Source organism: Pseudomonas sp. D47 (assembly GCF_045447305.1).
Lineage (GTDB): Bacteria > Pseudomonadota > Gammaproteobacteria > Pseudomonadales > Pseudomonadaceae > Aquipseudomonas.
Window position 1 is genome coordinate 1 of the sequence record NZ_JBJGXU010000011.1, and the last position, 24,815, is coordinate 24,815.

Genomic DNA, 24,815 nt, shown 5'->3' on the forward strand with positions numbered 1-24,815 from the left:
GCTCGCGTATATTCAGACACATCGCATTGCCCACCCCATCAGGAGTTTCATCAACATGGCCGTTAACTGCACCACCCTTGAAGAAGTCCGCGCAAACATCGACCGCCTCGACCAACAAATCGTCACCCTGCTGGCCGAACGCGGCCACTACGTCTCCCAAGCGGCGCGCTTTAAAAAAGACGCCGATGGTGTGAAGGCACCGCAGCGGGTTGAACAGGTGATCGCCAAGGTGCGGGGTTTATCAGAGGCGGTGGGCGCCAACCCTGAGGTCACTGAGCAGGTGTATCGCGCAATGATTGCGGCGTTTATTGAGCAGGAATTGGCCGAGCATGCTTCGCTGAAGAACCACCAGGCGACATAACCCCTGTGGCGAGGGAGCTTGCTCCCGCTGGGGCGCGAAGCGGCCCCAAAAGATTAGGACCGCTGCGCAGTCCAGCGGGAGCAAGCTCCCTCGCCACAAGAGCGGTGTCAGCCTTTTAGGTGGCGGGTGTCATCGCTTGGGTCAGGTCGTCCACGACGGCCTTGCCCATCTCACACAGATAATGCGCCGCCCAGGCGTATTGTTCGCCGCGCACATCCATGGCGGCTTCCATGGCGAGTTTCTTGGAGTAAAAAAGCAAAGTGGAGGCGTGTTCCAAGGCTTCGTCGATCGGCATGCCAGAATTGACGCGGAACAGCGGTTTTTCGTTTTCACCGTAGTCGCCGAAGGTGACGACGCCGAGGGTGGTGATTGAGGAAAGGGGTGGGTTGGGGACGACTTTAGACATGGTTTTTCCTTAGGTTAATAAGTAGAAACCGCCACAGCACGTCGCTAAACATGGAGAGGTGGCAGCTGTACGCGGGTTAGCGAACCGGTAACCTAGGAACCCGGTAGACCCGAAGGTCTCCCGCGCACAGCCGCCATAACACGATAAGGCAGGCAAAAAGCGCGAGCCAAAGGAGTTGAGGAAGTTGTACCTACGTTTCTCGGGTCGCTAAACCCAATCGCTGTTTTGCAGCGACCCGAGAAGGCTAGACACTCAAATCCTATGGCGCAATAGGCCAGGGATTCTCTAGGAAACGTCCTGCAATTTAAAGAGAATCGTCGTTGATGGCCCTTTAACCCAACACCTTTCTCACCTCCCTTTCACGCCGCCCCGACAAATCCCTGACTAGACTTCCCCTATCAGCCGTGAAACGGCCAGGGAGTACGTAATGTGGCGGTACGCGTTAATGCTGTGCGCGGTAGTGGGGCTGTCGGGTTGCCAGTCAACCCATCAAGATTTACTCGCCAAAGGTTATCCACCGGCCTTCGCCGATGGCTTTGATGACGGTTGCAGCAGCGGTCGCCAGGCCGCCGGCGTGATCAGCGGGGAGTTTCGCAAGAACGTGCCGCGTTATCTGAAAGACAGCGAGTACGCCGAAGGCTGGGAAGATGGCTTTCGCCAGTGCAAGGCCATGCGTGAAAGCGAGGAGTTGCGCGACTACAAGGACAATCACTGGGACGACCGTGAGCGTGCCTGGCAGCAGGAGAAAGACCGCGACGCCGCCAGGGCTTATCGCTCGCAATAGGTCGCTTTCCTGAAAAGCGCACGCAGAGCGTCCAGGGCTGCATGCCCACGCAGAGCGTGGGAACGATCGCGCGGCGACCATGGCCCAAACGCCATAGAGGGAGAATGTCATGAGCCGAGCTTTTGTTAACGAAGACAACGCCGCCGCCCAGGCTGACCCGCCGGTGGAGCGCCTGATCAGTGAGCAACCCAACCGCCTGACCGCGCAAGGGTTGGCGCAGTTGCAGGCCAAGGTCGCGCAGTTGCAGCAGGCCTACAGCCTCGAGTCCGCCAAGGACAATAAACAGCGCCAGGCGGATCTGGAGCGCGATTTGCGCTACTTCAACCAGCGGGTGCAAAGCGCCCAAGTCGTGGCGCCGGCCACCTCCACTGCAAAGGTGCAGATCGGCAGCTGGGTCACCTTCGCCAACGAACACGACGAGCAGCAGCGCATTCAGTTGGTCGGTGAAGACCAGGCCGACGCCCAGGCCAACCTGATCAACTGGGGCTCGCCGCTGGGCCGTGCGTTGCTGGGCGCCGAGGTGGGCGAGGAGGTGCTGTGGAAGCGCCCCGTCGGTGATCAGGTGATCGAAGTGCTGCGCATCGAGCCCGAGGCTTAGACGATGCCTTGGGCCAGCATCGCGTCGGCGACTTTCACGAAGCCGGCGATGTTCGCGCCTTTCACGTAGTTGACCCGGCCGTTTTCTTCGCCGTAATGCACGCAAGCGTGGTGGATCGACTGCATGATGTTGTGCAATTTGCTGTCGACTTCGCCTGCGGTCCACAGCAGGCGCATGGCGTTTTGCGACATTTCCAGGCCACTCACGGCCACACCGCCGGCGTTGGAGGCCTTGCCCGGCGCGAACAAGATCCCCGCCTCGATAAAGATATCCACAGCCTCCAAGGTGGTCGGCATGTTGGCGCCTTCGGCCACGCACATGCAGCCATTGCGCAGCAGCGTGCGGGCGGCCTCGGCGTCGAGTTCGTTTTGGGTGGCGCATGGCAGGGCGATGTCGCAAGCTAGCTCCCAAGGGGTTTTGCCTTTGCGGAACTCCAGGCCAAAGCGCTCAGCGAGTCCGCTGATGCGCCCGCGCTGCACGTTTTTCAACTCCAGCAGGGCCGACCATTGCTCCTCGGTCAACCCGCTTTCGGCGTACAGGGTGCCTTCGGAGTCGGACAGGGAAATCACCTTGCCGCCCAGGTCCATGACCTTGCGCGCCGCGTATTGCGCGACGTTGCCGGAGCCGGAGACGGCCACGCGCTTGCCTTCAACCCGCTGGCCGTCGCGCTTGAGCATGGCTTCGGCGAAATACACGCAGCCGAAACCGGTGGCCTCGGGGCGGATCAAGCTACCGCCGTAGGCCATGCCTTTGCCGGTCAGCACCGAGGTGAACTGGTTGCTGAGGCGTTTGTACTGGCCAAACAGAAAGCCGATTTCGCGCGCGCCCACGCCGATATCGCCGGCGGGCACGTCCACGTCTGCGCCGATGTGGCGGTACAGCTCGCTCATGAATGACTGGCAGAAGCGCATCACTTCGGCGTCGCTCTTGCCCTTGGGGTCGAAGTCCGAGCCGCCTTTGCCGCCGCCCATGGGCAGCGAGGTCAAGGAGTTCTTGAAGGTCTGCTCGAAGGCGAGGAATTTCAACACGCCCAAGTTCACCGACGGGTGGAAGCGCAGGCCGCCTTTGTAGGGGCCTATGGCGCTGTTCATCTGGATACGGAAGCCGCGATTGACCTGGACCTTGCCGTGATCATCCACCCACGACACCCGGAAAGTAATCGCGCGTTCCGGCTCGCAGATGCGCTCCAGGATGCCCGAGGTCAGGTAGTGGGGGTTGGCTTCTAGAAACGGCCACAAGCTGCGTAAGACCTCCTCTACAGCTTGGTGGAATTCCGGCTGGTCGGGGTCGCGTTTCTTGAGGCGGGCGAGGAAGGATTCGACAGATTCGATCATGGAAACGTCTCGGCAAATTGATTGTTTTTAAAGGAGATTGAGCCGGACCTTAGCAATTCATGCTGCACCTGAAAAGCGCAAAATGTCGCCTTTGTGAATTTAAATGGTGCATTGGATATAAATAAATCGGTTTATTTGCACCAAGAAAGGGATTCAACTCTAGAGAATGCACCAGCAGTTAAACTGCTATCGCAGGCAAGCCAGCTCCCACTTTTGACATGTGTTCACAAATCAAAATGTGGGCGCTGGCTTGCCTGCGATGCAGACGCCGCGGGCCACCTGAATAACACGCAAAAAAAACGGAGCCCGAAGGCTCCGCTCTCTTAAACAACCCGCCAAATCAGGCCAGTTTTTTGTGGCGTACTCGGTGCGGCTGGGCAGCCGCTTCGCCCAAACGCTTTTTACGGTCCGCTTCGTACTCGGTGTAGTTACCTTCGAAGAACACCGCTTGGGAGTCGTCTTCGTACGCCAGGATGTGGGTCGCGACGCGGTCAAGGAACCACCGATCGTGAGAGATCACAATGGCGGCGCCCGGGAAGTCCAGCAGGGCCTCTTCCAGGGAACGCAGGGTTTCAACGTCGAGGTCGTTGGACGGTTCGTCGAGCAGCAACACGTTGCCGCCCTCTTTCAAGGTCAGGGCCAGGTGCAAGCGACCACGCTCACCACCGGACAGGTCCTTGACGAACTTCTGCTGGTCGCCGCCCTTGAAGTTGAAACGGCCGACGTAGGTGCGCGACGGGATTTCATAGTTGCCGATGCGGATCTGGTCGGAACCGTCGGAAATCTGCTGGAACACAGTCTTGCTGCCATCCAGGTCTTCGCGGCTCTGGTCGACGCAAGCCAACTGCACGGTTTCGCCGACTTCGATGGTGCCAGAATCCGGGGTTTCCTTGCCCATCAGCATGCGGAACAGCGTGGATTTACCCGCACCGTTACCACCGATAACGCCGACGATCGCGCCTTTTGGCATCGAGAACGAAAGGTTATCGATCAGCACGCGGTCGCCATAGCCTTTGCTGACGTTCTTGAACTCGATGACCTTGTCACCCAGGCGTGGGCCGGCCGGGATGTAGATCTCGTTGGTTTCGCTGCGCTTCTGGAATTCCTGCGACTGCATTTCTTCAAAGCGTTGCAGACGTGCCTTGGATTTGGACTGGCGGGCCTTGGCGCCTTTGCGCACCCACTCCAGTTCTTCCTTCATGGCTTTTTCGTGGGCCGATTGCTGCTTGGATTCGGCGGCCAGACGGTCGGACTTGGCTTCCAGCCAACCGGAGTAGTTGCCCTCGTAAGGGATACCGGCGCCACGGTCGAGCTCGAGGATCCAGCCGGCAACGTTGTCCAGGAAGTACCGGTCGTGCGTGATCGCAACCACGGTGCCCGGGAAATCGTGAAGGAAGTGTTCCAGCCAGGCGACGGAATCGGCGTCCAAGTGGTTGGTCGGTTCGTCGAGCAGCAGCATGTCGGGGGCCGACAGCAGCAGGCGGCACAGGGCCACACGACGTTTTTCACCACCCGACAGGAATTCGACCTTGGCGTCCCACGCCGGCAGGCGCAGCGCATCGGCGGCGACTTCCAGCTGGCGCTCCAGGTTGTGACCGTCGCTGGCCTGCAAGATGGCTTCGAGCTTGGCCTGTTCGGCGGCGAGCTTGTCGAAGTCGGCATCTTCTTCGGCGTAGGCGGCGTAGACCTCGTCCAGGCGCGCCTGGGCGTTCTTGATCACGGCCACGGCCTCTTCGACCACTTCACGCACGGTCTTGGTCGGGTCCAGGATCGGCTCTTGCGGCAGGTAGCCGATGTTCAGCTCGGGCATCGGACGGGCTTCGCCTTCGAACTCGGTGTCGACGCCAGCCATGATTTTCAGCAGCGTGGATTTACCTGAACCGTTGAGGCCGAGCACGCCGATCTTGGCGCCAGGGAAGAAGGACAGCGAAATGTTTTTCAGGATTTCCCGCTTCGGCGGAACAACTTTTCCCAGCCGATGCATGGTGAAGACGTATTGAGCCATGGTGAACCTAGCGTCAGTGACTGATGAATTGAGCGGGCGAAGCCCGTGCAGGCCATGCGCCGCACGGGCCGTTGACGGTAATCAATGCCTTCGTGCGCAAAAAGCCTGAATGTCTGGGGCTGGAACGCCCCCGCGTAACCGGCAAAGCTACCTCAATGCGCTTGGTCAGTCCAGCCAGCCGGGACTGGCACTTTGCCACAAGTCAAGGCATGCTAGCCGCCCTCCGGGCGTCCGGCTATAGTGCACGTCGCGCGCCAACCCAGCCAAACCGCAGGATCATAGCTTGTCCAAAGTCACGCCGCCCACTCCCCTGCGCGCCGCTCATATAGCGCCGGGAGCGCCCCTGCACGGCACCCTCAAAGGCGCATTGGCGACGCTTGTCCTGATGCTGCTCGCGTTGTTGTTCTGGCAACTGCTGGACCAATTGCAGCAGAACCAAAAAAACCAGCAGCAATACACCATCGACTACAGCGCCGACCTGGCAGAACAGATCAGCCTGAACATGGCCCTGAGCGCAAAAATCGCCCTGAATTTGCTACCGATGGTCGAGCCACCGCGCAACGACGAACAGCAACAGGCCTTGATGCGCACCTTGCAACGCTCGTTGCCAGAGCTGCGCAGTGTCGCCCTGCTCGCCCCCAGCGGCGCGATGATCAGCGACACCGCCAAAGACAGCCAGGACAGCGCCTATCTGGAAGAACTGGTGCAGCGCAGCCAATCGCAGCCTTATTACCTGAGCAACAACCCTGACGGCACGCTTATCTACCTGTTGCTGCAACAGCCCAGTGGCAGCTCAAAAATGTACTGGGCCTTGCGCCTGGCGCCCAGCTACCTGAGCAACCTTTCCCGCCAGGACGGCCAGGGCCAGCGGCCGATGTGGACCATCGAAAACCGTCTGAACCACCGCGTGGTCGGCCGTGACACCGGCATGCCGGCGCAATGGGCCTCTGCACTCACGCCGGACGAACTGAATAAAAGCGTGCTGGTCACGCCGCTAAGCAAAAGCGACTGGCAGTTGCGCGGGCTGTTAGACCGCGGCGCCGTGCTGGAGCAACTGCTGCCGGCGTTTATCGGCAAATGCCTGCTGGGCTTGGCCCTCTCGCTGATCCCGGTGATCGTGCTGCTGAACATGCGCCGCCGCCAGCGCCAAGTGCATGAGGGCCGCCGCCGTTATCAGGATATTTTCGAAGGCACCGGTGTGGCGCTGTGCGTGCTCGACCTGTCGGGTTTGAAGGCGTTCTTCGACAAAGCCCATGGGCAAACCCGCGAGCAATTGCAGGCATGGCTGCACAACAACGCCGAAGAACGCCAGCAACTGCTCAAGGAATTGCGCGTTACCGAAGTCAACCAGGTGGCTGTGCGCCTGTTGAACGTCAGTTCTTGCGAGCAAGCCTGGGAGCGCCTGATCGATGACTGCCCGCGCAACGCCACGGCCATCGGTCATCAGGTGCTTGAAGCTGTACTGACCCAGCAAAAACAGCTGGAGCTGGAGATCCAGTTCAATGACGTCGCCGGCAATGATCAATACCTGTGGCTGGTGATGCGCCTGCCTGAGCAGCAAGACGACTTCAAGGCGGTGATCCTCAGCATCAGCGACATCACCAGCCGCAAGCTGATCGAGCTGTCGCTGGTGGAGCGCGAAAGCTTCTGGTCGGACGTGGTGCGCACCGTGCCGGATCACCTGTATGTGCAGGACGTGATCAGCCAGCGAATGATTTTCAGCAACCACCATTTGGGCCACACCCTGGGCTACAACAAGGCCGAATTGCAGCAAATGGGCGAGTACTTCTGGGAAATCCTGCTGCACCCGGACGACGCCGAGCATTACCACGACTTGCGCCAGCAGCAACGCGAAGTCGGCTACACCACCCAACTGCAATGCCAACTGCGCTTTCGTCACCGCGATAACCAATGGCGGCGCTTCGATATCCGCGAGCAAGCCCTGGCCCGCGACAAGAGCGCGGCGGTCACGCGGATCATCGGCGTGGCCAAAGACATTACCGACCAGATCGAAGCCAGCGAATCCCTGCGTGACAGCGAGCAGCGCTACCGCATGCTGGCCGAAAGCATCAGCGACGTGATCTGCTCCACCGACAGCCAGCTGGCCCTCAACTACATCAGCCCGTCGGTCAACGCCGTGCTGGGTTATGACGTGGATTGGGTGTTCAAGAATGGCTGGCAGTCGATCATTGCCAACCCGCAACAACTGACCGGCATTTACAGCCTGGTGGAACAGGTCAGCCGTTCGCTGGGCGACGTTGCGGCGTTGAATAAACTGCGCGATGACGTGCAAACCCAGCTGTTCTTGTTCGACTGCCTGCGCGCCGATGGGCGCAAGGTGCCGATCGAGCTGCGCCTGGTGCTGGTGTGGGACGAACACGGCGCGTTTGAAGGCATCCTCGGTGTAGGCCGCGATATCAGCCAGCAACGCCGCGCCGAGAAAGACCTGCGCATGGCGGCCACGGTGTTCGAACACTCAACCTCAGCGATCCTGATCACCGACCCGGCCGGTTACATCGTGCAGGCCAACGAGGCGTTCAGCCGCGTCAGCGGCTATGCCGTGGCGGATGTGCTCGACCAGTTGCCGAACATGCTCACCGTCGACGAACAGCAGGAAGCCCACCTGCGTTATGTGCTCAAGCAACTGCACCAGCACAGCACCTGGGAAGGTGAAGTGTGGCTCAAGCGGCGCAATGGCGAACATTACCCGGCGTGGGTCGGCATTACAGCCGTGTTCGATGACGAAGGCGACCTGGCCAGCTACGTGTGTTTCTTCAGCGACATCAGCGAGCGCAAGGCCAGCGAACAGCGCATCCACCGCCTGGCGTATTACGACGCCCTGACCCACCTGCCCAACCGCACGCTGTTCCAGGACCGCTTGCACACCGCACTGCAGTCGGCCGAGCGGCAGAAGTCGTGGGTGGTGCTGATGTTCCTCGACCTCGACCGCTTCAAGCCGATCAACGATTCCCTGGGCCACGCCGCCGGCGACCGCATGCTCAAGGAAATGGCCACGCGCCTGCTCGGTTGCGTGGCCGAAGACGACACCGTGGCGCGCATGGGCGGCGACGAGTTCACCTTGCTCCTGCAACCGCGGGCCAGCCGCGAGATGGCGCTGAACCGCGCAATCACCGTGGCCGAGCAGATTCTGGCGAGCCTGGTGAAGCCGTTTGTGCTGGAGGGCCGCGAGTTCTTCGTGACCGCCAGTATCGGCATCGCTTTAAGCCCGCAGGACGGCAACGAGCTGAGCCAGCTGATGAAAAACGCCGACACCGCGATGTACCACGCCAAGGAGCGCGGCAAGAACAACTTCCAGTTCTACCAGGCCGACATGAACGCCAGTGCGCTTGAGCGTCTGGAACTGGAAAGCGACCTGCGCCACGCGCTGGATCAGAACGAATTCGTGCTGTATTACCAACCGCAGTTCAGCGGCGATGGCAAACGTTTGACCGGCGCCGAAGCCCTGCTGCGCTGGCGCCACCCACGCCGTGGGCTGGTGCCGCCGGGTGACTTTATTCCGGTGCTGGAAGAGTTGGGGCTGGTGGTGGACGTGGGCGATTGGGTGCTGGCCGAAGCCTGCCGCCAGCTCAAGACCTGGCACCAGAACAAGGTGCGCGTGCCGAAAGTCTCGGTGAACATCTCGGCGCGGCAATTCTCGGATGGCCAGCTAGGCGAGCGCATCGCCACCATTCTCAGGGACACGGGCCTGCCGCCGGCGTGCCTGGAGTTGGAGCTGACCGAAAGTATCCTCATGCGCGAAGTCAACGAAGCCATGCAGATCCTCGCCAGCCTGAAAAACCTCGGCCTGAGCATCGCGGTGGACGACTTCGGCACGGGTTATTCGTCGCTGAACTACCTCAAGCAATTCCCCATCGACGTGTTGAAGATCGACCGCACCTTTGTCGATGGCCTGCCGTCCGGTGAGCAGGACGCGCAGATCGCCCGGGCGATTATCGCCATGGCCCACAGCCTCAACCTGGCGGTGATCGCCGAGGGTGTGGAAACCCATGAGCAGCTGGATTTCCTGCGGGAGCATGGTTGCGATGAGGTGCAGGGTTATCTGTTTGGGCGGCCGATGCCGGCGAACCGGTTTGAGGCGCAGTTCAGTAACGAGGCGCTTTTTCTGTTCGACTGAAACCTTGCAGGGGTGCTGATGGCCCCATCGCGGGCAAGCCCGGCGCCCACAGGGGAATGCATTTCAAATGTGGGAGCTGGCTTGCCTGCGATGAGGCCAGTACAGGCACCGCCTATCCCCAGATGAGCCCCACTTGTCCGCGACATGATGTCCTTTCATATGCCATCTAAAACCCATTGGGTTAGAATGCCCTCCTTTTCTGCCCCCGATCCTTGAGGACCGCCATGTTCAGCCGTGATTTGACTATTGCCAAGTACGACGCCGATCTCTTCGCCGCCATGGAGCAAGAAGCCGTGCGCCAGGAAGAGCACATTGAGCTGATCGCTTCGGAAAACTACACCAGCCCTGCGGTGATGGAGGCTCAAGGTTCGGTTCTGACCAACAAGTACGCCGAAGGCTACCCAGGCAAGCGCTACTACGGCGGTTGCGAGTACGTCGACGTGGTTGAGCAGTTGGCCATCGACCGTGCCAAGGAACTGTTCGGCGCCGATTACGCCAACGTCCAGCCACACGCCGGCTCCCAAGCCAACAGCGCCGTGTACCTGGCCCTGCTGCAAGGCGGCGACACCATCCTGGGCATGAGCCTGGCCCACGGCGGTCACCTGACCCACGGCGCCAGCGTTTCCTCCTCCGGCAAGCTGTACAACGCCGTTCAATACGGTATCGACGCCAACGGCCTGATCGACTACGACGAAGTCGAGCGCCTGGCAGTTGAGCACAAGCCAAAAATGATCGTGGCCGGTTTCTCTGCCTACTCGCAGATCCTGGATTTCCCACGCTTTCGCGAGATCGCTGACAAAGTCGGCGCGTACCTGTTCGTGGACATGGCTCACGTAGCCGGTCTGGTCGCCGCTGGCGTCTACCCGAACCCGGTGCCTTACGCTGACGTGGTCACCACCACGACTCACAAAACCCTGCGCGGCCCACGTGGCGGCCTGATCCTGGCGCGCGCCAACGCCGAGATCGAGAAGAAGCTGAACTCCGCTGTATTCCCAGGCGCCCAAGGCGGCCCGCTGGAGCACGTGATCGCGGCTAAAGCAATCTGCTTCAAAGAAGCCCTGCAGCCTGAGTTCAAGACTTACCAGCAACAAGTGGTGAAGAACGCCAAGGCCATGGCCGGTGTGTTCATCGAACGCGGCTACGACGTGGTGTCCGGCGGTACTGAAAACCACCTGTTCCTGCTGTCGCTGATCAAGCAGGACATTTCCGGTAAAGATGCTGACGCTGCCCTGGGCAAAGCCTTCATCACCGTGAACAAAAACTCCGTGCCGAACGACCCTCGTTCGCCGTTCGTCACCTCCGGCCTGCGCTTCGGTACTCCGGCTGTGACCACGCGTGGCTTCAAGGAAGCAGAGTGCAAGGAACTGGCCGGCTGGATCTGCGACATCCTGGCGGACCTGAACAACGAAGCCGTGATCGACGCGGTACGTGAGAAGGTCAAGGCCATCTGCAAAAAGCTGCCGGTATACGGCGCTTGATTGCAGTTGCTTGAACAAAAAGCCCGGCTTTAGAGCCGGGCTTTTTTATGCCTGAAATCACTGCGTTCCCAACTTGAAATGCACTTCCATGTGGGAGCTGGCTTGCCTGCGATGGCGGTGTATCAGTCACAGCTGTATCAGCTGAAAAACCGCTATCGCAGGCAAGCCAGCTCCCACAGTTTGATCGCATTTCAAATCAGGATTGGTAGACCTTCGCAAAGCCCTCGCGAATTTTGTCTTCTGGCAGTTCGTCAGCAATAAACACAATCACACTTTCGCGCGCCTCGCCCTCGGCCCATTCGGTGTCCCAATCGAACCCGTAAAGCTTGAGCACGCCCTGGAACACCATGCGCCGGTCTTCACCGGCAATGTTCAGCACACCTTTGTAGCGCAGCAGTTGCTTGCCGTGGTCTTCCAACAGCTCGTTCATGAACGCGCTGAGGCGGTCGATATCCAGCGGCTGGTCAGTGCGTAATACCAAGCTGGAAATGCGGTCGATAGACGGCGCAGCGCTGACCGGGCGCAGGCTCATGCCGGCGTTGAGGTTAAAGCCGCGTACATCAAGCAATTCGGCCAGGTCGATGGCGCCGTGGTCGACCACCCGAATCGGCGCGCGGCGGTTGATGCGGGTCAGGCGCTGGCTGAGGGCATCGAAGGTCGCTTCGTCCACCAGGTCGCGCTTGCTCACCAGCAGGCGGTCGGCGAAACCAATCTGGGCCTGGGCGATGGTTTGGGTCAGGTGATGTTCGGCATGGGCCGCGTCCACCAAGGTAATGATGCCGTCGAGGATATAGCGCTCGCGCAGTTCTTCGTCGATGAAAAAGGTCTGGGCCACGGGCGCAGGATCGGCCAAGCCGGTGCACTCGATCACCAGGCGGTCGAAGGCGATCTCGCCGCTGTCCAGGCGCTCAAGCAGCAGGTACAGAGCTTTGGTCAGGTCGGTGTGGATGGTGCAACACACGCAGCCGTTGGACAGGGTCATGACCTGCACCGGCTCGGCGCCTAACAGCTGGGTGTCGATACCGGCGTCACTGAATTCGTTTTCGATCACGGCGATTTTCAGGCCGTGTTCGGCTTTGAGCAGGTGGCGCAGCAAGGTGGTTTTGCCGGCGCCGAGGAAGCCGCTGAGGATGGTGACGGGGATGGGAGAGGACAAAATATTCTCCTTGAAGAAACACAGAAACAAATGTGGGAGCAGACCTATGTGGGGGCTGGCTTGCCTGCGATGCAGACACCTCGGTCTTCCAGTTAGACCGAGCTGATGCTATCGCAGGCAAGCCAGCTCCCACACAAGCCCGCTCCCACAGGGGATCACCACACGCCCAACTTATCGGGCTAGCAGCACTTAGGCCCACCCTTGCCACCGTAACGGGCTTCCTGGCGTTCCCGGAAGAACGCCTTGTAGTCCATCATCGGTTTGTCCGGGTGTTTGGTCTGCATATGCTCGACGTACGTATCGTAGTCGGGCATGCCGACCATCAGGCGTGCGGCCTGACCGAGGTATTTACCGAGGCGACTGATGTCATTGAACATGGTTGCAACCCTCGATTAAGCGTCCGGTACGGCCTGGAACGGGGATTCTTTATCCGTACGTTCTTTGTTACCCCAGGCGGCCACACCGACTTTGATCGCATAGAACAGGATGCTGAAGACCACGAACAGGAACAGTACCGTCAATGTCGCGTTCGTGTAGGCGTTCCAGATCACATGCTGCATCTGGTCGATGCTCTTCGCCGGGGCAAGTATCTGCCCGTTGGCCAACGCATCGCTGTACTTCTTGGCCAGCGACAGGAAGCCAATCGCCGGGTTCGCATCGAACAGCTTGATGAAGCCTGCGGTCACGGTGCAGATCAGCAACCAGACCGCCGGCAGCATGGTCACCCAGATGTAGCGCTGGCGTTTCATTTTTATCAGCACAACCGTGGCGAGCATCAGCGCGATACCGGCCAGCATCTGGTTGGAGATACCGAACAGCGGCCACAAGGTGTTGATGCCGCCCAATGGGTCGATCACGCCTTGGTACAGCAAGTAGCCCCACATCGCCACGCAGCCTGCGGTGGCGATCAGGTTGGCGGTCCAGGACTCGGTTCGCTTGAGCGCCGGGACGAAGGAGCCGAGCAGATCCTGGAGCATGAAGCGACCGGCGCGGGTGCCGGCGTCCACTGCAGTCAGGATGAACAGCGCTTCGAATAGGATCGCAAAGTGGTACCAGAACGCCATGGTGTTTTCACCCGGCAGCACACTGTGCAGGATCTGCGCGATACCAACCGCCAGGGTCGGCGCACCGCCGGCACGGGCCAGGATCGTGGTTTCACCAATATCGTTAGCCACCGCTTGCAGCGCTTCAGGGGTGATTGCGAAACCCCAGCTGCTGACGGTTTGCGCAACGGTCACCACGTCCGAACCTACCACGGCAGCCGGGCTGTTCATGGCGAAGTACACGCCTGGCTCGATCACCGAAGCGGCAACCATGGCCATGATGGCCACGAACGACTCCATCAACATGCCGCCATACCCGATGTAGCGCGAGTGGGCTTCATTGGCCAACAGCTTGGGCGTGGTGCCCGAGGAAATCAGTGCGTGGAAACCCGATACCGCGCCACAGGCGATGGTGATGAACAGGAACGGGAACAGACCGCCCTTCCACACTGGGCCAGTGCCATCGATAAACTGAGTCAATGCTGGCATTTTCAGGTCGGGCATGGTGACCAGGATGCCGATTGCCAGGGCAATGATGGTGCCGATCTTCAGGAACGTAGACAGGTAGTCACGCGGGGCGAGGATGAGCCACACCGGCAATACCGCAGCCACGAAGCCGTAACCGACCAGCATCCAAGTGATCTGGATCCCAGTGAAGGTGAACGCTTTTGCCCACACTGGATCAGCGGCAATCTGCCCGCCCAGCCAGATCGAACCCAGCAGCAACAACACACCAATAATCGAGATTTCACCGATGCGGCCCGGGCGGATGTAGCGCATGTAGACGCCCATGAACATCGCGATCGGGATGGTCGCCATCACCGTGAAGATGCCCCACGGGCTTTCGGCCAGGGCCTTGACCACGATCAGCGACAGCACCGCGAGGATGATGATCATGATCAGGAAGCAGCCAAACAGCGCGATGGTCCCGGGAATGCGGCCCATTTCTTCGCGGACCATGTCCCCGAGGGAGCGGCCGTTGCGACGGGTGGACAGGAACAGGATCATGAAATCCTGCACCGCGCCCGCCAACACCACCCCGGCAATCAGCCACAGGGTGCCGGGCAGGTAGCCCATTTGCGCCGCCAGTACCGGGCCGACCAGCGGGCCTGCACCGGCAATCGCCGCAAAGTGGTGACCAAAAAGGATGTGTTTGTTGGTCGGCACATAGTCCAGACCGTCATTGTTGAGCACTGCGGGGGTGGCCCGTCGTGGATCGAGCTGCATCACGTTGTTAGCGATGAACAGACTGTAGTAACGGTACGCAACCAGGTAGATGGCCACAGCAGCGACCACAATCCACAAGGCGTTGATCGCCTCGCCGCGGCGCAAGGCCACTACGCCCAGGGCGCACGCGCCTACGATTGCCAGCACCAGCCAGGGTAAGTGGCGTAGCAGGCTATTATTATTTTTCATTTTTATATTCCAGCCAGGGTGGACAGAAAGGACAGCCAGCCCGAGTTTAGCGCTACTGGCCTTAAAGGCCACCCCCCTACGTTGGTCTAGAGCCTTGCAAGCGTAAAAAAAGCAGAAATAAAGGCCCGTTGATGGCACGCGGCTACAATCCTTCTACCCACAGAGGATTTGAGCATGAGCGAACAGCCGTCTGATCGACGCCGTTTTCGGCGTATCGCCTTCGATGCACGAACGACCATTGCGCAAAACGGCTGGAATTGGCCGGTGCAATTGGTGGATTTATCGCTCAAAGGCTTGTTGGTGCAACGGCCGGATGACTGGCAGGGCAATCGCGCAGAGTCGTTCGACGTGGATATCCGCCTGGACCCACAGGCGCATATAAAGATGAAGGGGACGCTGGCCCATGACGACCATGGGCAGTTGGGTTTTGTGTGCGAGTACATCGACCTGGAGTCGATCAGCCATTTGCGGCGGTTGATCGAGTTGAACCTCGGCGATCAGGAAGAACTTGAACGGGAACTCGGCGCGCTGCTGCAGGTGTGACGATTCAGGGAAACGCCGTACGCGCAGGGAATTCGTTTTCCGCGTCCCAGTAGCCCGCCTTCTGGCTCGATGTGGCCTGCCATTGCCCGTCGACAAAACGGTAGGTTTCAAAGCGCGTGGCGAAATCATCATCGCCGTCACCGTCCATAAATGAAGAGACTTGCAACAATTCATCTGCGCCACCCTCGGCGGGTGTTGCAATCTGCCACGCGGCTTTGCCGGTTTGGGCCAGGGTCAATGGCTCGACCTTACCGCCGGCGCCCTTGTAATTCACCGGGTTGAGTTGCTGCTTGGTCGGCAGCAGCAGTTGCGTCGCGGGGCCGCTATAGCTGCCCATTGGCGCCGTCTGATCGATGGTCAAAAAATACACAGGTTCCGGCAGCCCTTTGATTGGGGCCTTTTCGACCTTGGCCAAGGGGTAGCCGAGATCTTTGCTCGCCAGTACCTCGCCGGACGCCGACAGCAAGCGCAGCTGGGCTTTGAGCAGCGGGTTTTCAACCAGATCACCGGGCTCGTCAAACGAGTCCTCATCCAGGCCACTGCCCCAGCTGTCTTTGTGCAACTGGGCGCTGATGCGTTGGTCTTCCAGCACCTGCAACACGCTGCCGTACTGCGTCGCCAATTTCTGCGCCGATCGGTAACCGATCGGCAGCTTGGCCGACTCGGCCAAGGCGATCCCCGGCAATCCCACCAAGGCCATGAACAGGGCAATGGCTGCCCAGCGATTGGCGTTATGCATTGCACTCATCCCTGACTGATCCATAAATTATTCGAAAAGTGCATCCAACGCCTGTTCCAGGCGCGTCACGCCAATCACCTTCAACCCCGCCGGCATTTCCTTCGGCGCATTGCCCTTGGGCACAATCGCGCGTTTGAAGCCGTGCTTGGCGGCTTCCTTCAAGCGCTCCTGGCCACTGGGCACCGGGCGCACTTCGCCTGACAGGCCAACTTCGCCGAACACCAACAGGTCGTGGGGCAGCGGTTTATTGCGCAAGCTGGACATCACCGCCGCCATCAGCGCCAGGTCAGACGCGGTTTCCAGCACCTTGACCCCGCCGACCACGTTGAGGAACACGTCCTGGTCGTGGGTAGGAATGCCACCGTGACGGTGCAGCACGGCAAGCAGCATCGCCAGGCGGTTCTGGTCCAGGCCGAGGGTGACCCGGCGCGGGTTGGCCAAGTGACTGTCATCCACCAACGCCTGCACTTCCACCAGCATTGGCCGGGTGCCTTCCCACGTTGCCATCACCACACTGCCTGGGACTTCTTCCTGGGCGCGCGTCAGAAAGATCGCGGACGGGTTGGAGACTTCTTTCAGCCCGCGGTCGGTCATGGCGAACACACCCAGTTCGTTGACCGCGCCGAAGCGGTTCTTCACCGCCCGCAGCAAGCGCAGTCGGCCATCGGATTCGCCTTCGAAATACAGCACGGTGTCGACCATGTGCTCGAGCACCCGTGGCCCGGCCAGCGCGCCCTCTTTGGTCACGTGGCCGACCAGAAAGATCGCCGTGCCGCTCTGCTTGGCATACCGCACCAGCAACGCCGCACTTTCGCGCACCTGGGACACGCCGCCCGGTGCCGATTGCAATTGCTCGGTGAAAATCGTCTGGATCGAGTCGATCACCATGACCTTGGGCTTTTCGATGCGCGCCGTGGCGATGATGCTTTCGATGCAGGTTTCGGTCATCACCCGCAGTTGGTCCTGGGGCAAGCCCAGGCGGCGGGCGCGCATTGCCACTTGCTGCTGGGATTCTTCGCCAGTGACGTACAGCGCCGGCATGCGGCTGGCAATGCTGCACAGGGTTTGCAGCAGGATGGTCGATTTACCGATGCCCGGGTCACCGCCGATCAGCACCACCGAGCCGTCCACCAGGCCGCCGCCGAGCACGCGGTCCAGCTCACCGGACGCGGTGGAGAAACGCGGGATTTCTTCGACGCTGACTTCGGCCAGGGTCTTGATCTGCGCCTGTTGCCCGGTCCAGCCGGCGCGGCCGGTGGGGGCCGAAGCGCCGCCGCTTTCGATCATGGTTTCAGTCAGGGTGTTCCATGCGCCGCACTCGGTGCATTGGCCGGCCCACTTGGGAAAGGTCGCGCCGCACTCGGTGCAGCCGTACATGCGCTTGGCCTTTGCCATTTGAGAACCTCCAACCGAAAAACCGCGATGATAGCTCAGCGCGGTGCCGGGGTCCGAATTTCACCACTGGCTAATCGTGAAGCGCTGTTGCCGATCGGGTCTTCGGCATTGAGGTCGGCGCCTTTGGCTTTGAGTTCATCGAGCAGTTCGACACGTTTGAACAGCCCGGCGTACATGGCCGCCGTCTGCCCGGCGCCGTTGCGCTGGTCGGGGTTGCAGTCGGTGGCGAGCAGGCGCTGGGCAATTTTCAGTTCGCCCTTGAAGATCGCGCCCATCAGCGCGGTGTTGCCGCGTTTGTCCTGCACACAGGCGTCGGCGCCCGCGTTGAGCAAGCGTTCTACAAAGGAGCCCTGGCCGTGGTAGGCGGCGAGGATCAGCGCGGTGTAGCCCTTCTCGTCCTGGGTGTTGAGGCTGTAGCCGGACTCGATGAAGGTGTTGAGCATGTCGATATCGCCACGGCGGGCGGCGTCGAAATAGTAGTCCTGCAACTGCGCCTTGAGCGCGACGGGGTCGGGCGACTCGGCACGGGCGACAAAGGCCAGCATCGCCATCAGTAAACCAATCGAAATACGCATGGGGTGTCTCCTGCCAGGGGTCGACGCCCGTGCAAGGGCGCCGACCGGAACCAACGTCAGTCAGTCAGTTTGTCTGCCAGCGCTTTCACGCGCGCCAAATCACCCTTGGCGACCTTGGTCACGCCGGTGCCGTACTCCGGGTCCGCCTTGTAGAGGAACGACAGGATGATGTGCTTGCTCTCGTCATCGGTGGTGGCCAGCGAGCCGCCGAAGTTGTCGATCAGGTCCTGGCGCTCTTTCTTGCTGTAAGAGCGGTACAAGTCACCGGCCTGCTTGAAGTTCTGCTCACGCTGGATCTTCGCCTGCTGGGTGCTGCCCGACAGTACCGACTGGCTGTAACGCGCGGTTTGTGGCTCTTCGCGTGGCAACAGGCGGCTTGGCTGGTAGTTCACGCCGGTGCTGGTTTTGCCGAAGTTCATCGCGCCATCCTGGTTACCGTTGTTGACGGTCACACGGGGTGCGTTGATCGGCAATTGCAGGGCATTCGCCCCCAGGCGATACATCTGCGTGTCGGCGTAGGAGAACACCCGGCCTTGCAGCAGGCGGTCTTCCGACGGCTCGATGCCCGGCACTAGGTTGGCCGGGGCCATGGCCACTTGTTCGGTTTCCTGGAAGACATTCGCCGGGTTGCGGTTCAGCACCATCTGCCCGACTTTACGCTCCGGCACGTTCGGCCAGATTTTGGTGGCGTCCAACGGGTCGAAATCGAACTTGGCCAAGTCTTCAGGCTTGAGCACTTGCACGTACAGGTCCCACTTGGGGAAGTCGCCCTTGTTGATGTGGGTAACCAAGTCATTGGTCATGTGGCTGTAGTCACGCCCTTGCACTTCGGTGACTTGCTTGGGGTCGAGGTTCTTGATGCCTTGCAGGCTCTTCCAGTGGAACTTGACGTAGTGCACTTCGCCCTTGGCGTTGATCAACTTGTAAGCGTGCACGCCGTTGCCGTCCATTTCCCGGTAACTGGCCGGCGTGCCGGAGTCGGAGTACAACTCGGTCAGCGTACGAGTGGACTCAGGGACATGGGAGAAGAAGTCGAAACGACGAGAGTCGTCGTCCAGGTTGGTGCGCGGGTCAGGCTTGAACGCGTGAACCATGTCCGGAAACTTGATGGCATCGCGGATAAAGAACGTCGGGAAGTTATTGCCCACTAAGTCCCAATTGCCTTCGGCGGTATAGAACTTGGTGGCAAAGCCGCGTGGGTCACGCAGGGTTTCCGGGGAATGGTTACCGTGGACAACGGCCGAGAAGCGCACGAACACTGGGGTGGCCTCGCCAGCGGCGAAGACCTTGGCCTTGGTCAGGTCACTGAGGTTGTCAGTGACGGTGAAGGTACCGTGGGCGCCGGTGCCGCGGGCGTGTACCACACGCTCGGGGATGCGTTCACGGTCGAAGCGCTGCAACTTCTGAATCAACTGCACGTCTTGCAGCAGCACCGGGCCATTGGCGCCGGCGGTTTGCGAATTCTGGTTGTCGCCAACGGCGGCGCCGTTATCGCGGGTCAGGTTGGCAGCGTGTACGGACAGCGAAAGCAGGCTGGCGCTCGCCAGTATCAGCGCATGTCGCGCGATAATCGGGCCGCGCTTCATTGGATTCTTCATCGAGGGTTCCTCTGGTTTTTTTAGTGCACATTCAGTCGTGCTTGCCAGAGGCTAGTGACCCGCGAGTCAGAAGATAAATAGAAAAACACCACCAGGTCGATTAAGAAAATAGTGTGGTAACCCACTGAAATGGCGAGTAATCCGCGCGCGACTGGTGGCAATGTGCAAACTATTTGCGATTTAATGTGTCGATAAAAATCGACAGTGTTAACGGTTGTGTCGCGCAAGCCTTCTACGACTGACTTACACTGACCTCCACCCTTCTAATCTGTAACAAGGAATAACCTATGGGCGTGATCAGTGAGTTCAAGGCCTTCGCGGTCAAAGGCAATGTGGTCGATATGGCCGTCGGTATCATCATCGGCGCCGCCTTCGGCAAGATTGTTTCCTCGTTTGTAGGCGACGTCGTGATGCCACCCATCGGTCTGCTGATCGGCGGCGTGGACTTTGCGGACCTGGCGATAACACTCAAGGCAGCGCAGGGTGATGTGCCGGCCGTTGTCTTGGCGTATGGCAAGTTCATCCAGAGCGTGATTGATTTCGTGATTGTCGCCTTCGCCATCTTCATGGGCGTAAAAGCTATCAACCGCCTGAAGCGCGAAGAGGCTGTGGCCCCAAGCTTGCCGCCGACACCGACCAAGGAAGAACTGCTGCTGGGCGAGATCCGCGATCTGCTCAAGGCGCAGAACGACAAGCCGCTTTAACCAGCAAGGGCTTGGCAAAAAAGGCGCCTATGACAGGCGCCTTTTTTATTAGCCGCTACCAGTAATTTTCCACGGCCACTTGGCCAGGGCGACGGCTCAGGCTCAGTTGCATGTCGCGTTGCTTGAGCAGTTGGCGTGTGTCATCGACCATCTGTGGGTTGCCGCAAATCAGCACACGGGAGTGTTCTGCAGTCAGTGGTACGCCGGCAGCGCGCTCCAGTTCGCCATTCTCGATCAACGCAGTGATTCGCCCATTCAGCGCGCCGGGGTGCTGCTCACGGGTAACGGTGGGGATGTACGTGAGCTTATGGGCGTACTCCGCCAGGTACTCACGCTCGCCCAACTCGCGGATGAGCGCCTGATACGCAAGCTCTTTGGCCTCACGGGCGCTGTACACCAGCACGATGCGCTCAAATTTCTCCCACACTTCGAAGTCCTGCAGGATCGACAGGAACGGTGCCACCCCGGTTCCGGTGCCCAACAACCACAAATCACGCCCGTCCACAAAGCGGTTCAGGGTCAGGAAGCCAGTGGCTTGGCGCTCAACCAGCAACGTATCGCCCACCTGCAGGCGGCTCAACTCACTGGTGAATTCGCCCCCCGGAACGACGATAGAGAAGAAGTCCAAGTGTTCGTCAAACGGTGAGGACACAATGGAGTAGGCCCGCCATACGGTACTGCCGTCCGCCTTTGCCACGCCCAGGCGCACGAACTGGCCTGCAGTAAACCGAAAGCCTGGGTCTCGCGTGGTACGCAGGGTAAACAGGCTGGGGGTCAGCGATTGCACGTCGAGCAAGGTCTGGCGGGTAAATTTCTCAGCACTGGCCGTCATGGGGGGCTCCGTTGAACAGGTGCCCTAGTGTCCCTCAAAGTCGTTCAGGGAAACACCGCTGGTTTGTACTGGTATGCCGCTGCCCGGGTGCTGACAGACCGTATCGAACGCGAAAGGGTCAGTGTTTCGAGGCCTTTACATCGAAGCTTGGCATAACACTTTCCAACTAATCATTTAGCTATTTCGCACCTTTCAGGCAGCTATTAGAGGGTGCAGTGAAGACAGGTGCCTTCAAATTAACATCACCATCAAAACATTCAAATCAATAAGATTTTCCAACCGCTGACATCACTTATACAACATACGATTACCTGCACAACTTTAGGCAAATGAAATACGAACGACTGGCAAATTTATTTCACACCTTGTGCGTAGGATTTATCCTACAATCCTTTCCGAATCACATTGGGAGTCAGGACGTCCCCAATCCGCATCACACTCATGGAGAGTTCCCGATGGTTAACTGGCGCAATACAAGACTCCCCAAACTGGAGGGTGAGAACAAAATCACCACTGTTTATGAGATGCTCATCAATCACACCTACCAACTTGGATTTGAATACTGCTCTTTCACGATGAGCTCACAACAAGCCAACAATCCAACTAAACCTATTCATTTGAATAACTATCCAAATGAATGGAACACACTTTATAGCCAAGCGCAGTTCTTCGATGTAGACCCAGTAGTCGCCCACTGCAAACGCAGCGTAATGCCGATTGTGTGGGATGAAAAAGCCTTCAGCACCACGCCCAGCTTATGGGAGCTGGCCCAGTCATTTGGGGTGCATCTGGGCTGGACCCAATCCGTACACGACTTCCAGGGCGTGTTCAGCATGCTGACGTTGGGCCGAAGTAGCGGCGAAGTCAGCCCTGATGAGCTTTACGAAAAAGCCGGCCAGGTGCTGTGGCTGTGTCACGCCATGCACGCCGTGGTGGCACAGAAATATGCCGACACACCGAGCCTCACGCCGCCTTGCAAGCTGACCCCACGGGAAACAGAAATTCTCAGATGGTCGGCCATGGGTAAGACGGCTTCGGACATCGCCACGATCCTCTGCCTGTCAGAGCGTACCGTGGGCTTTCATATCAGCAGTTGCCTCAAGAAACTGGGGGTCAATAATAAGATCGCCGCTGTGCTCTGTGCCTCTAAAGCAGGCTTGTTTTAGCCCGCGTTGAATCACCGCATGTAATCCCGCCTAAAAAAAAGTAACATTTACGCCCAATTCTGAGTGTTGATGCAGCCCCATCGGGAGTGCCTCGCTGTTCACTCAGATGGTTGCGCCGGATGCCCGCACCCGCCCAACGCCCATCGATGACCCAGAGCCTGCCCCGCCATGCCCCTGCTTGACAGCCCCTTCGCCCAACTCGATTTGATCCGCCAGCCTGAGCAACACAATGACCCGCTGCAGGCCTTCGACGCCGCCGACGAGTACTTGCTCAGCTACTTGGCCGAGCAGCAGCCCAACGCGGCAACCCGTGTGCTGGTGCTCAATGACAGCTTTGGCGCCCTGGCGGCCAGCCTCGCAGGCCAAGTGCAGGTAACGTCCAGTGGCGACTCGTTTCTCGCAGCCCAGGGCCTTGAGAAAAACCTGGTGCGCAACGGCAAGGCGTTTGATGCGGTGGCGTTTATCCCTGCCAGCCAGGTGCCGACAGGTCCATTCGATCGCGTGCTGATCCGCGTGCCGAAAACCCTCGCCTTGCTGGAAGAACAGCTGATCCGCCTGCAGGGGCACTTGGCGCCGGGCGCCGAAGTGATCGCTGGGGCGATGGTCAAGCACCTGCCACGGGCGGCAGGCGAATTGCTGGAGCGCTATATCGGCCCGATGCACGCCTCGTTGGCGGTGAAAAAAGCCCGGCTGCTGATTGCGACGGTTGCAGACCGCCCAACCGCCGTGTCGCCCTACCCGACCCGTTACACCCTGGACACTGCGGCCATCGAATTGCTCAATCACGCCAACGTGTTCTGCCGCGAAGGCCTGGACATCGGCACCCGCGCCTTCCTCCCACACCTGCCCAAAAACCTCGGCAACGCACGCGTGGCGGACCTGGGCTGCGGCAATGGCGTATTGGCGATCGCCAGTGCGCTGCAAAACCCCGATGCGCAGTACACGCTGGTGGATGAGTCTTACATGGCCGTGCAGTCAGCGGCCGAGAACTGGCAGGCGGCCCTCGGTGCACGCGATGTGCTCGTGCGCGCCGACGATGGCTTGGCCGGCCAGGCCCCCGACTCCTTGGACGTGGTGCTGTGCAACCCGCCGTTTCACCAGCAGCAAGTGGTCGGCGACTTCCTCGCCTGGCGCATGTTCCAACAAGCTCGCGAAGCCTTGGTGGTGGGCGGTGCGCTGTATATCGTCGGCAACCGCCATTTGGGCTATCACAGCAAATTGGCGCGTTTATTCCGTGGCGTCGAACAGGTCGCGGCCACGCCGAAGTTCGTGATTCTCAAAGCGCGCAAATAAAAAAACCCTGCCATTCTTGCAAAAGGCAGGGCTGAAAAGCCGGGCCGCAAGGCCCGGATTGGGATGTCAGTGAGTGGTCAAGCCGGCCGCATTCATGAACATGCGCATCAGGCTGGCCACGACAAACAGGGCCAGCACGCTGCCGGTCCAGATCATCGCCAGCCACCCAAGGCGCCGCCACAACGGCTGTTTCTCGGCCTGTTCGATCTCGTGCAACGACGGTTTGCCGGACATGAAACAACCCTCCTAGTGATAACCGTCTTCGTGGGTGACCTTGCCGCGGAACACGTAGTAGCTCCAGAAGGTGTAGCCCAGGATGAACGGGATGATGAACAAGGTACCCACCAGCATGAAGCCCTGGCTTTGCGGCGGCGCAGCGGCGTCCCAGATGGAAACCGACGGCGGGATGATGTTCGGCCACAGGCTGATGCCCAGGCCGCTGTAGCCGAGGAAGATCAGTACCAACGTCAGCAGGAACGGCGTGTAGTGCGCATTACGCGCCACCGCACGGATCAAACCGTACATGGTCACCAGCACCAGGATCGGCACCGGCAGGAACCAGAACAGGTTTGGCAGGGTGAACCAGCGCGAAGCGATTTCCGGGTGCGCCAGCGGCGTCCACAGGCTGACGATACCGATCACCGCCAACACCACGAAGGCCAACGGCCGCGCCAGGTTATGCATCTGCTCCTGCAACTTGCCTTCGGTCTTCATGATCAGCCAGGTGCAACCGAGCAAGGCATAGGCGACGACCAGCGCAACGCCGCAGAACATCGTGAACGGCGTGGCCCAGTCGAGCGAACCACCGGCAAACTGACGGTTCACCACCGGAATGCCGTCGATAAACGCCCCCAGCGCCACGCCCTGAAAGAACGTCGCCGCGATAGAGCCGCCGATAAACGCCTTGTCCCACAGGTGACGTTTATCGTCCTTGGCCTTGAAGCGAAACTCGAAGGCCACGCCCCGGAAGATCAGCCCGATCAGCATCAGGATCAACGGCAGGTACAGCGCCGACAACACCACCGAATAGGCCAGTGGGAACGCGCCGAACAACGCCGCGCCACCCAGTACCAGCCAGGTTTCGTTACCGTCCCAGACCGGGGCGACGGTGTTCATCATCACGTCACGGTCGACTTTGCCCGGAATAAACGGAAAGAGAATGCCGATACCCAGGTCGAAGCCGTCCATGACCACGTACATCATGATGCCGAAGATGATGATCACAGCCCAGATCAGCGGAAGATCAATACCCAT

The 24,815-nt window shown here is 59.8% G+C and carries 22 protein-coding genes; 9 read left to right on the forward strand and 13 right to left on the reverse strand.

All coding sequences use genetic code 11. The annotated features are described in order from the left end of the window. The first annotated feature begins 55 nt into the window (after positions 1-55). Entirely contained in the window at positions 56-361 is a 306-nt protein-coding gene (locus tag ACI77I_RS10125; protein WP_094952937.1) for a chorismate mutase, read from the forward strand. 115 nt (positions 362-476) lie between these two features. Here the strand turns inward: ACI77I_RS10125 and ACI77I_RS10130 are convergent, their stop codons facing one another. Continuing rightward, positions 477-767: a DUF3077 domain-containing protein gene (locus ACI77I_RS10130; protein WP_406997426.1), complete on the reverse strand. Its 291-nt coding sequence runs from the start codon at positions 765-767 to the stop codon at positions 477-479. Between the two features lie 427 nt (positions 768-1,194). Here ACI77I_RS10130 and ACI77I_RS10135 point away from each other — a divergent pair, with 427 nt between their 5' ends. Both ACI77I_RS10135 and ACI77I_RS10140 read left to right on the forward strand, forming a co-directional pair. Then, positions 1,195-1,551, forward strand: coding sequence for a hypothetical protein (locus tag ACI77I_RS10135; RefSeq protein ID WP_094952939.1), 357 nt, complete (start codon positions 1,195-1,197; stop codon positions 1,549-1,551). A gap of 109 nt (positions 1,552-1,660) precedes the next feature. After that, positions 1,661-2,149 (forward strand): GreA/GreB family elongation factor, encoded by a 489-nt coding sequence (locus ACI77I_RS10140; RefSeq protein WP_406997427.1) that lies wholly within the window; start codon positions 1,661-1,663, stop codon positions 2,147-2,149. Here ACI77I_RS10140 and gdhA read toward each other — a convergent pair. Together gdhA and ettA are read right to left on the reverse strand one after the other, a co-directional pair. Then, positions 2,146-3,483 carry an NADP-specific glutamate dehydrogenase gene (gene gdhA, locus ACI77I_RS10145; RefSeq protein WP_406997428.1) on the reverse strand — a complete coding sequence of 446 codons (1,338 nt, stop codon included), beginning with the start codon at positions 3,481-3,483 and terminating at the stop codon, positions 2,146-2,148. The two genes, ACI77I_RS10140 and gdhA, sit on opposite strands and share 4 nt — an antisense overlap. A gap of 340 nt (positions 3,484-3,823) precedes the next feature. Beyond that, a complete protein-coding gene (gene ettA / locus ACI77I_RS10150; RefSeq protein WP_094952942.1) occupies positions 3,824-5,488 on the reverse strand; it encodes an energy-dependent translational throttle protein EttA in 1,665 nt (554 codons plus the stop codon). A 283-nt stretch (positions 5,489-5,771) separates the two neighbouring features. Here ettA and ACI77I_RS10155 point away from each other — a divergent pair, with 283 nt between their 5' ends. Both ACI77I_RS10155 and glyA read left to right on the forward strand, forming a co-directional pair. Further along, positions 5,772-9,623, forward strand: a complete 3,852-nt coding sequence (locus tag ACI77I_RS10155) for an EAL domain-containing protein (RefSeq protein ID WP_406997429.1) — start codon at positions 5,772-5,774, stop codon at positions 9,621-9,623. 224 nt (positions 9,624-9,847) lie between these two features. Then, positions 9,848-11,101 carry a serine hydroxymethyltransferase gene (glyA, locus tag ACI77I_RS10160; protein ID WP_119740983.1) on the forward strand — a complete coding sequence of 418 codons (1,254 nt, stop codon included), beginning with the start codon at positions 9,848-9,850 and terminating at the stop codon, positions 11,099-11,101. Between the two features lie 196 nt (positions 11,102-11,297). Here the strand turns inward: glyA and yjiA are convergent, their stop codons facing one another. From yjiA to ACI77I_RS10175, 3 genes are all read right to left on the reverse strand, one after another. Beyond that, positions 11,298-12,257: a GTPase gene (gene yjiA / locus ACI77I_RS10165; RefSeq protein WP_094952945.1), complete on the reverse strand. Its 960-nt coding sequence runs from the start codon at positions 12,255-12,257 to the stop codon at positions 11,298-11,300. A 179-nt stretch (positions 12,258-12,436) separates the two neighbouring features. Continuing rightward, positions 12,437-12,634, reverse strand: coding sequence for a YbdD/YjiX family protein (locus tag ACI77I_RS10170; RefSeq protein ID WP_003176208.1), 198 nt, complete (start codon positions 12,632-12,634; stop codon positions 12,437-12,439). A gap of 15 nt (positions 12,635-12,649) precedes the next feature. Continuing rightward, complete coding sequence (locus tag ACI77I_RS10175) at positions 12,650-14,716, reverse strand: carbon starvation CstA family protein (RefSeq protein WP_094952946.1); 2,067 nt, start codon at positions 14,714-14,716, stop codon at positions 12,650-12,652. A 174-nt stretch (positions 14,717-14,890) separates the two neighbouring features. On the opposite strand from ACI77I_RS10175, the gene ACI77I_RS10180 reads away from it, so the two are divergent. Further along, positions 14,891-15,259, forward strand: coding sequence for a PilZ domain-containing protein (locus ACI77I_RS10180; RefSeq protein WP_094952947.1), 369 nt, complete (start codon positions 14,891-14,893; stop codon positions 15,257-15,259). 4 nt (positions 15,260-15,263) lie between these two features. On the opposite strand, the gene ACI77I_RS10185 is transcribed toward ACI77I_RS10180, so the two are convergent. From ACI77I_RS10185 to ACI77I_RS10200, 4 genes are read right to left on the reverse strand one after another with little or no spacing between them, the layout of a single operon-like run. After that, positions 15,264-15,998, reverse strand: coding sequence for a hypothetical protein (locus tag ACI77I_RS10185; RefSeq protein ID WP_406997430.1), 735 nt, complete (start codon positions 15,996-15,998; stop codon positions 15,264-15,266). A 27-nt stretch (positions 15,999-16,025) separates the two neighbouring features. Next, positions 16,026-17,393: a DNA repair protein RadA gene (gene radA, locus ACI77I_RS10190; RefSeq protein WP_094952948.1), complete on the reverse strand. Its 1,368-nt coding sequence runs from the start codon at positions 17,391-17,393 to the stop codon at positions 16,026-16,028. A 35-nt stretch (positions 17,394-17,428) separates the two neighbouring features. Continuing rightward, the gene (locus ACI77I_RS10195) at positions 17,429-17,968 is read right to left on the reverse strand and encodes an ankyrin repeat domain-containing protein (protein ID WP_094952949.1); all 540 of its coding nucleotides are present in this window, start codon (positions 17,966-17,968) and stop codon (positions 17,429-17,431) included. 56 nt (positions 17,969-18,024) lie between these two features. Next, positions 18,025-19,566, reverse strand: a complete 1,542-nt coding sequence (locus ACI77I_RS10200) for a catalase (protein ID WP_406997431.1) — start codon at positions 19,564-19,566, stop codon at positions 18,025-18,027. A 287-nt stretch (positions 19,567-19,853) separates the two neighbouring features. Between ACI77I_RS10200 and mscL the strand changes: the two genes are divergently transcribed. Beyond that, entirely contained in the window at positions 19,854-20,270 is a 417-nt protein-coding gene (gene mscL, locus ACI77I_RS10205) for a large-conductance mechanosensitive channel protein MscL (protein ID WP_094951689.1), read from the forward strand. 55 nt (positions 20,271-20,325) lie between these two features. Here the strand turns inward: mscL and ACI77I_RS10210 are convergent, their stop codons facing one another. Continuing rightward, positions 20,326-21,102, reverse strand: coding sequence for a ferredoxin--NADP reductase (locus ACI77I_RS10210; RefSeq protein WP_094951688.1), 777 nt, complete (start codon positions 21,100-21,102; stop codon positions 20,326-20,328). 455 nt (positions 21,103-21,557) lie between these two features. On the opposite strand from ACI77I_RS10210, the gene ACI77I_RS10215 reads away from it, so the two are divergent. Then, positions 21,558-22,268, forward strand: a complete 711-nt coding sequence (locus ACI77I_RS10215) for an autoinducer binding domain-containing protein (protein WP_406997432.1) — start codon at positions 21,558-21,560, stop codon at positions 22,266-22,268. Positions 22,269-22,436: 168 nt separating this feature from the next. Beyond that, the gene (locus ACI77I_RS10220; RefSeq protein WP_094951686.1) at positions 22,437-23,561 is read left to right on the forward strand and encodes a methyltransferase; all 1,125 of its coding nucleotides are present in this window, start codon (positions 22,437-22,439) and stop codon (positions 23,559-23,561) included. A 66-nt stretch (positions 23,562-23,627) separates the two neighbouring features. On the opposite strand, the gene ACI77I_RS10225 is transcribed toward ACI77I_RS10220, so the two are convergent. Together ACI77I_RS10225 and cydB are read right to left on the reverse strand one after the other, a co-directional pair. After that, the gene (locus ACI77I_RS10225; RefSeq protein ID WP_010206690.1) at positions 23,628-23,795 is read right to left on the reverse strand and encodes a DUF2474 domain-containing protein; all 168 of its coding nucleotides are present in this window, start codon (positions 23,793-23,795) and stop codon (positions 23,628-23,630) included. 12 nt (positions 23,796-23,807) lie between these two features. Then, complete coding sequence (gene cydB, locus ACI77I_RS10230) at positions 23,808-24,815, reverse strand: cytochrome d ubiquinol oxidase subunit II (protein WP_053258117.1); 1,008 nt, start codon at positions 24,813-24,815, stop codon at positions 23,808-23,810.

Excerpts from the sequence above, each read along its gene's own strand:
- ACI77I_RS10125 (WP_094952937.1), top strand. The coding sequence starts at position 56 with ATGGCCGTTAACTGCACCACCCTTGAAGAAGTCCGCGCAAACATCGAC.
- ACI77I_RS10130 (WP_406997426.1), bottom strand. The coding sequence starts at position 767 with ATGTCTAAAGTCGTCCCCAACCCACCCCTTTCCTCAATCACCACCCTC.
- ACI77I_RS10135 (WP_094952939.1), top strand. The coding sequence starts at position 1,195 with ATGTGGCGGTACGCGTTAATGCTGTGCGCGGTAGTGGGGCTGTCGGGT.
- ACI77I_RS10140 (WP_406997427.1), top strand. The coding sequence starts at position 1,661 with ATGAGCCGAGCTTTTGTTAACGAAGACAACGCCGCCGCCCAGGCTGAC.
- gdhA (WP_406997428.1), bottom strand. The coding sequence starts at position 3,483 with ATGATCGAATCTGTCGAATCCTTCCTCGCCCGCCTCAAGAAACGCGAC.
- ettA (WP_094952942.1), bottom strand. The coding sequence starts at position 5,488 with ATGGCTCAATACGTCTTCACCATGCATCGGCTGGGAAAAGTTGTTCCG.
- glyA (WP_119740983.1), top strand. The coding sequence starts at position 9,848 with ATGTTCAGCCGTGATTTGACTATTGCCAAGTACGACGCCGATCTCTTC.
- ACI77I_RS10170 (WP_003176208.1), bottom strand. The coding sequence starts at position 12,634 with ATGTTCAATGACATCAGTCGCCTCGGTAAATACCTCGGTCAGGCCGCA.
- ACI77I_RS10175 (WP_094952946.1), bottom strand. The coding sequence starts at position 14,716 with ATGAAAAATAATAATAGCCTGCTACGCCACTTACCCTGGCTGGTGCTG.
- ACI77I_RS10180 (WP_094952947.1), top strand. The coding sequence starts at position 14,891 with ATGAGCGAACAGCCGTCTGATCGACGCCGTTTTCGGCGTATCGCCTTC.
- ACI77I_RS10185 (WP_406997430.1), bottom strand. The coding sequence starts at position 15,998 with ATGCATAACGCCAATCGCTGGGCAGCCATTGCCCTGTTCATGGCCTTG.
- radA (WP_094952948.1), bottom strand. The coding sequence starts at position 17,393 with ATGGCAAAGGCCAAGCGCATGTACGGCTGCACCGAGTGCGGCGCGACC.
- ACI77I_RS10195 (WP_094952949.1), bottom strand. The coding sequence starts at position 17,968 with ATGCGTATTTCGATTGGTTTACTGATGGCGATGCTGGCCTTTGTCGCC.
- ACI77I_RS10200 (WP_406997431.1), bottom strand. The coding sequence starts at position 19,566 with ATGAAGAATCCAATGAAGCGCGGCCCGATTATCGCGCGACATGCGCTG.
- mscL (WP_094951689.1), top strand. The coding sequence starts at position 19,854 with ATGGGCGTGATCAGTGAGTTCAAGGCCTTCGCGGTCAAAGGCAATGTG.
- ACI77I_RS10210 (WP_094951688.1), bottom strand. The coding sequence starts at position 21,102 with ATGACGGCCAGTGCTGAGAAATTTACCCGCCAGACCTTGCTCGACGTG.
- ACI77I_RS10215 (WP_406997432.1), top strand. The coding sequence starts at position 21,558 with ATGGTTAACTGGCGCAATACAAGACTCCCCAAACTGGAGGGTGAGAAC.
- ACI77I_RS10220 (WP_094951686.1), top strand. The coding sequence starts at position 22,437 with ATGCCCCTGCTTGACAGCCCCTTCGCCCAACTCGATTTGATCCGCCAG.
- ACI77I_RS10225 (WP_010206690.1), bottom strand. The coding sequence starts at position 23,795 with ATGTCCGGCAAACCGTCGTTGCACGAGATCGAACAGGCCGAGAAACAG.
- cydB (WP_053258117.1), bottom strand. The coding sequence starts at position 24,815 with ATGGGTATTGATCTTCCGCTGATCTGGGCTGTGATCATCATCTTCGGC.